Raw genomic sequence first — 6,720 nt, 5'->3', positions numbered from 1 at the left:
TCCCTATTATTTGTGGTGTTGGAACTAATAATACGAAAACAACGATTCATAATGTTAAATTAGCAGAAGAAATTGGTGCTGATGGTGTTTTGGTGGTTACTCCATATTATAATAAACCAAATAAAATTGGCTTATTAACGCATTATAAAGAAGTGGCAAATTCAACAGATTTACCTATTATTTTATACAATATTCCATCGCGTACGGGGGTTAGTTTAGATTTAGAAACCATTTTGGAGTTAGCACAACTTAAAAATGTTGTCGGAATTAAAGATTCAAGCGGTGACTTAACATTATTAAAACAACTTAAAGAAGTAATGCCTTCCGATTTTGCCTTATATAGTGGCGACGATTCTAATTATTTAGAAGCATTAAAACTTGGAGGAGCTGGGGTTGTTTCAGTTGCTTCACATGTAGCAGGGTTACAAATGAATCAAATCTATAAATTATTTAAAGAAGGAAAATTAGAAGAGGCGGAAGCTTTACAAAATAAATTAATGCCACTTTGTAAAGGATTGTTTAGTACCACGAATCCGATTCCAATCAAAGCGATTTTAAATCAAATGGGAATGGATGTCGGATCACTTCGTTTACCCCTTGTAGAGATGGATCAGTTTGAGGCATTAGATTTATTTAATGAAATCAAAGATTTGATAGATGAATAAGAATCAAAACGTCTGTTTGAAGTGTGACAGACGTTTTTTCGTATTTTAAAGAGGAAAAAAGCGAATGTTAAATAAAAAAGAAGGATATACTTGTCATTATCTTGCGTTGTGTACTATAATGAATATAGAGATTACGCAGTTTCTTTTAAATGATAATTGAGAGAATTTGACAGACTTATTATCTTACAAGAATGTAAAGAGTAATAAGGATTAGGTCTTTTTCTCAAATTTTAAGTTTATTGATGGGATGCCATGTTTTTTAATTTTTATGAATCATTTTTATTTATTTTAATTTTGAGGGTAGGATATTGTTCGAAGAAATAGAACTAATTTAAGATTGAGAACAAAACCTATTGATATTGACGTTTAGGAAAGTAATTCAAAAATAACATTAAGCATCTTCAAAATAAGTAAACGTACTTTAGAAGGAATTGTACATTTGAAGTCCCATGAGAAGAGGACAGGATTGTGATTTAAAACCATTTATTTAAAAGTTAAAAGCAAAAAAACGTCCGTTACAACGAAATGCTTTAACGTTAATTCAAGATATAAAGGAGGTGAATCGTTGTCAAAAATGTAACCTGTTATCAAGTGATAGCAGTTTTGATAGCGATAAAAATGTGTCATCAGTAGTTGAACAAAAAATCAAAGTATTTGCATTAGGCGGATTAGATGAAAACGGAAAAAATTTATATGTGGTAGAAGTAAATGATAAAATATTTGTTTTAGATGCAGGGTTGAAATATCCAACTGAAGATTTGCTGGGTGTTGATGCGGTAATTCCAGATTTTACTTATTTAAAAGAGAATGTGTCACGTGTACAAGGGATTTTCTTATCACATGGGCATGAAGATCACATCGGGGCCTTACCTCAATTATTGAGTTTGATTAATGTTCCAATTTATGGGACACGCTTAACGATGGCATTAGTAGAAGATTCACTTAGTGAAAATGGACTTGATTTTAAAAACTATAAATTATATAAAATTCGAGAAAATAACGAGCTATTTTTTGGAGATATAAAAGTCACATTCTTCAAAACAACTCACAGCATTCCAGATTCTGTTGCGATTTGTATTCATACAACAGATGGAGTGATTGTATATACGTCTGATTTTACATTCGATCAAAGTGCTAAGGGGCGTTATCAAACTAATTATGCACGTATTTCTGAAATTTCAAAGGAAGGTGTTCTTTGTTTATTATCGGAGAGTATCAATGCCGAAAAATCAGGGCATACAAGTACAGGCAGTTCTTTAACTTATGAATTAGAAGAAGCTTTTTCACGTGCTGAGGGGCGCATTATTTGTTCGCTTTATTCATCGGATTTACATCGTATTCAATTAGTGATTGATTTAGCGATTCAAAATGGACGTAAGATTGCCATTATTGGACGTAAGATGCAACGTATTGTTGATATTTCGGTTAAACTTGGTTATTTGCGAATTCCGAAATCTGCGCTCATGAATTTACTGTATATCGATGAAAAAAATGATAATAATCTGTCTAATCTTGTTGTTTTAGCAACTGGAAATCGCTACGAACCATTTAATGCCTTGATTCGCATGGCAAAACATCAGGATCGTTTAATTCATATTGAAAAAAGTGATACGGTTATTGTGGCAACTGCTCCTATTCCAGGAAATGAAATTAAAGCAGCTCGCACACTAGATTTATTATACCGTACAGGGGCAAGTGTGGTTGCGATTAATAAAAATTTATTACCTTCTTCTCACGCAAGTAGTGAAGATTTGAAATTAATGATGAACTTATTAAAACCACAATACATTATGCCTGTTATTGGAGAATATCGTAATTTAGTCGCTCATGCTAAAATTGCTGAGAAAATGGGATATAATACAGAAAATGTTATTTTGTTAGATAATGGTGATGTGGTTGAATTTCAACAAGGTGAATTAGTTAATCATACGGAACATATTCAAATTGATCAAGTATTAGTTGATGGATTGGGCGTGGGTGATATCGGAAGTGTGGTCTTACGTGATCGTCAATTAATGGCCAATGATGGAATTATTGTGGTGATTGCTAATTTAAATAAAAATACAAAAGAAATTGTCGCAGGACCACAAATTGTGAGTAAAGGATTTGTTTACGAAAAAGGTAATGAAGAGTTATATGCGGCACTTGATGAGTTGGTTCGAAATATTATTGGTCAATTTGTGACAGAACAATATGTAAACTGGCAAGGATTACGTCAAGAATTACGTGATAAAATTGGGAAGTTATTGTTTAACAAGACAAAACGTAAACCCATTATTATTCCAATTGTAGAAGAATTTAATTTATAATCCAATTGAACAGCTGCCAAACGGCAGCTGTTTTTGACTTAGTTCAAGATTTCTAAAAAAAGAACGTCAGATATTAATGGAAAATTAGGGATTTTATGAGATAATAAGTAAAGTACGATTATGAAGTAATAGAGGGATTATTATGGCACAAAAAAAGAAAGTGAAACAAAAAAAACAAACGTTTGTTACGGATTTATATATTGAGTTAATTGGAATTGGCTTAATCTTATTATCTATTTTAACTCTAGGTCAACTTGGAATTATCGGAACTTTTTTGAAGCGAATTTTCTTATTTGTTTTTGGTGAGTTTTTTTGGGTAGTGGCTCTGGCGATGATTATCAATGGTGGTAAAATGATTTTTAGTCGAAAAGTTCCGACGTTTTTTACGACGCGTCAAATTGGTTACTATTTAATGTTTATTGCTTTTATTTCATTTAGTCATCTCCCGGTTTATCGTGAATTTAATGCACACAATACACCGTTGCTTTCCGGGATGGTTAATTATTATTGGAATAATGATGTCTTAAATACGACCTTTACAGTAGGTGGCGGATTCATTGGATCTGTAATTTATGGGATTTTCGTTCCATTAATGACAGCAATTGGATTATATATTTTATCTTTAGTTATTCTTTGTTATGGAACATTACTCGTCTTTAATTTAACATTTAAAGATGTATATGAAGGAATCAAACTATCTAGACTTGAGTATCGAGAAAAAAGAATGAAAAAAGTAAAAAAAGCAACTAAACCTAAGGTGAAAAAGAGATCCGATCAGGAAGAGATAGAAGAAGAGGCAGAAGAGTTGAATGCGATGATCGACACAACCACTCCTATTTTTGATTTTGAGAATGATGAGGTAACCATTACAACGTTTGATCAAGAGGTTGAATTGCAAGAGGAAGGGGAGGAAGAACTCGAGTTTAAAATTAGTGATTTTGCTGAAAAAATAAAACAGGAAAAAGTAGAACCTCATTCAACGATTGAAACGTTTATGAGTGATGAGAATTACACCCTACCTCCATTAGATTTGCTTGTAGATTATCAACAAACTAATAATTCGCAACGGATGCTGGTTAGTGCAAAAGCACAAGCCAGAAAACTTGAAGACACATTTAAGAATTTTGATGTGAAGGCAAAAGTTCAAGAAGTTCATATCGGACCTGCTGTCACACGATTTGAAATTTTACCAAATGTCGGTGTAAAAGTTAGTAAAATTATTGGCTTAACCGATGATATCGCCTTAGCACTTGCGGCGAAAGGGATTCGAATCGAGGCTCCTATTCCAGGAAAGTCTGCTATTGGGATTGAAGTTCCAAATCCTAAACAAACGCTAGTGACATTTAAGGAGATTGTAAAGGAAGTTCCGCAAAAACAGCAATCAGAAAAACTTTTAATGGTTCTCGGACGAGATATCTCGGGAAAAACAGTGTATTCACCATTAAATAAAATGCCTCACTTACTTGTAGCAGGCGCAACAGGTTCAGGAAAGTCAGTTTGTATTAATACAATTATTTGTAGTATCTTAATGCGTGCGACTCCGAATGAAGTGAAGATGTTAATGATTGACCCGAAAAAGGTAGAGTTAAATGGTTACAATGGGGTTCCACATTTATTAGCACCAGTTGTGACGGATCCACGCCTTGCGTCTCTTGCGTTAAAAAAAGTGGTGACGGAAATGGAATATCGCTATGAATTGTTCAGTGAGAGTGGAACTCGTAATATTGAAGGTTATAATGATTATGTTCGTCATCAAAATGAGACGAATGAAATTAAAAAGACGGTTTTACCATTTGTTGTGGTAATTATTGACGAGTTAGCGGATTTAATGATGGTTGCGTCAAAAGAAGTAGAGGAGTGTATTATGCGATTAACTCAAATGGCACGTGCTGCTGGAATTCATTTGATTATCGCAACACAACGACCTTCAGTAGATGTCATTACCGGAGTTATTAAGGCGAATATCCCATCTCGTATTGCGTTCGGTGTTTCATCGGCTGTCGATTCACGTACGATTATTGATATGCCAGGAGCGGAGAAGTTACTCGGAAAAGGGGATATGTTATTTTTACCAATGGGAGCTTCAAATCCAACGCGTGTGCAAGGTGCGTTTATTTCGGATGAAGAAGTTGTTCGAATTGTAGAGTTTATTAAGAATCAAGTCCAACATGAGGAGATTAAACAAGATTTCTTAGAAAATTTAGAACAAGGGCAAAGTGAAAGCAATACGATGGAAGATCCACTGATGAGAGAAGTGTTATCTTATATTATTGAAAGTAAAAAAGTTTCAGCTTCGCTCTTACAAAGACGTTTCCGTATTGGATATAATCGTGCAGCTAGAATTGTGGATGATTTAGAATCGGCAGGATTAATTGGTCCAAGTGAAGGAAGTAAGCCACGTGAGGTCTTGATGTCAGAGGGGCAGTGTCAAGAATTAATGTCGAATTTGAAATAGTTTCATCGTAAAAGCGCCGAGTTGACATTTTTATGTCAGGGGAAAGCATATGATACAAAATATGATTTAATTAGACATAAGAGATGTGATAAAATAAAAGAGTGCTGATGAAAGGGGTTTTATAAATGGGGCTTAATCAAAAGCGAGTGGCGATTGCAACCTTTGCAATGAGTCTTTTGCTTTGTACGGGATGTCAACCATTCAATCAGAGTCTAGGTACATTTCAAACAGGTGAAGAGGAGACGAGCAGTATTAAATTACTACAGCCTATTTCAATTGAGACGGTTAGCGAAGAACAAGAGGATCAACAACCTATGACACGCCAAGTGGTTGAAGTGGCGACGAAATTGAAAGTTGGCTTAGTAGATGATCCCCATCAAGATTTAAATCGTGAATTACTTCAAAAGATAAGTAAGGAATTGAATAGGGAATATCCTGAAATTAAATTTGAAGTGGAAACACCCAAAGAAAATAATGCAAATAGTTATTTAAATACGGTGAATCAATTAATTGCAAGTGGGGCGCAATTGATTTTAATACCGAATTCAACATATGAGAAAGAACTTGAAACCATCATCAATAATTATCCGGATATTGTTTTTTTAACCTTTGACTATTACACGAAGTCATCAAATGTATTTGGAGTTAAATTTCATGAAGAATCTGCAGCCTTTTTAGCAGGAGTCATAGCTGCTTTACAAACGAATACCAATAAGATTGCTTATTTAGGCTATGCAGATGATTCATCAGTAGAGAACAAATATGGTTGTGGATTTATAGCAGGTGCTAAAGCCGTTCGTTCTGATATTGAAGTAACAGAAAAATATATTTTAAAATCAATTTCAACAGTTGATTTAAAGCAGGTCGTTAAAAGCTTGTATGATGATCATCATGATATTGTATTCGAGAGGGTAGGTTCTTTACAACATGATGTCATTGAAGTGGCGAAACAGTATACACAAAATCATCGTCCTGTATGGGTGATAAATTCAGTCATCGATTTATTAGAAGAAGGTCGTCTTTCAAATGGAAACTCAGTGGTATTAACATCCGTTTTGAAAAATGTTGACGTCGCAGTTTCTAATCTTTTAAATGGGTGGTTAACACAAGAATTTACGCTTGGAAATCAGCTCATTTTAGGGCTTGAAAACGGGGGCGTTAGGGTGACCTTAGAAAATGAGCAGTTAGAAGGGAATACTGTTAGTATCGTTCAGGACTATCAGGAAAAAATTATCTCGGGAGAAATTGTCGTTTCAACTGATTTAACTCAATAATTTAAAAAAAGAGGAAG

General features: G+C 34.1%; 4 protein-coding genes. All 4 read left to right on the top strand.

Annotated features, from left to right (window positions below; genetic code table 11):
* On the top strand, window positions 1-665 hold a 665-nt coding region (dapA, locus tag QWC74_RS01900), incomplete at its 5' end, for a 4-hydroxy-tetrahydrodipicolinate synthase (RefSeq protein WP_288993863.1).
* Window positions 666-1,222: 557 nt separating this feature from the next.
* Complete coding sequence (locus tag QWC74_RS01895; RefSeq protein WP_006783331.1) at window positions 1,223-2,974, top strand: ribonuclease J; 1,752 nt, start codon at window positions 1,223-1,225, stop codon at window positions 2,972-2,974.
* Between the two features lie 142 nt (window positions 2,975-3,116).
* Complete coding sequence (locus QWC74_RS01890) at window positions 3,117-5,429, top strand: DNA translocase FtsK (RefSeq protein ID WP_006783332.1); 2,313 nt, start codon at window positions 3,117-3,119, stop codon at window positions 5,427-5,429.
* 125 nt (window positions 5,430-5,554) lie between these two features.
* Window positions 5,555-6,703: a BMP family protein gene (locus QWC74_RS01885; RefSeq protein WP_006783333.1), complete on the top strand. Its 1,149-nt coding sequence runs from the start codon at window positions 5,555-5,557 to the stop codon at window positions 6,701-6,703.
* Window positions 6,704-6,720 lie beyond the last annotated feature (17 nt).

It is taken from the genome of uncultured Turicibacter sp. (assembly GCF_938044715.1).
Taxonomy (GTDB): domain Bacteria; phylum Bacillota_I; class Bacilli_A; order MOL361; family Turicibacteraceae; genus Turicibacter; species Turicibacter sanguinis.
This window is presented reverse-complemented; position numbering and strand designations above follow the sequence as displayed.

Bases quoted from the DNA above. Each gene is read 5' to 3' on its own strand.
- QWC74_RS01890 (WP_006783332.1), top strand. From the start codon at position 3,117: ATGGCACAAAAAAAGAAAGTGAAACAAAAAAAACAAACGTTTGTTACG.
- QWC74_RS01885 (WP_006783333.1), top strand. From the start codon at position 5,555: ATGGGGCTTAATCAAAAGCGAGTGGCGATTGCAACCTTTGCAATGAGT.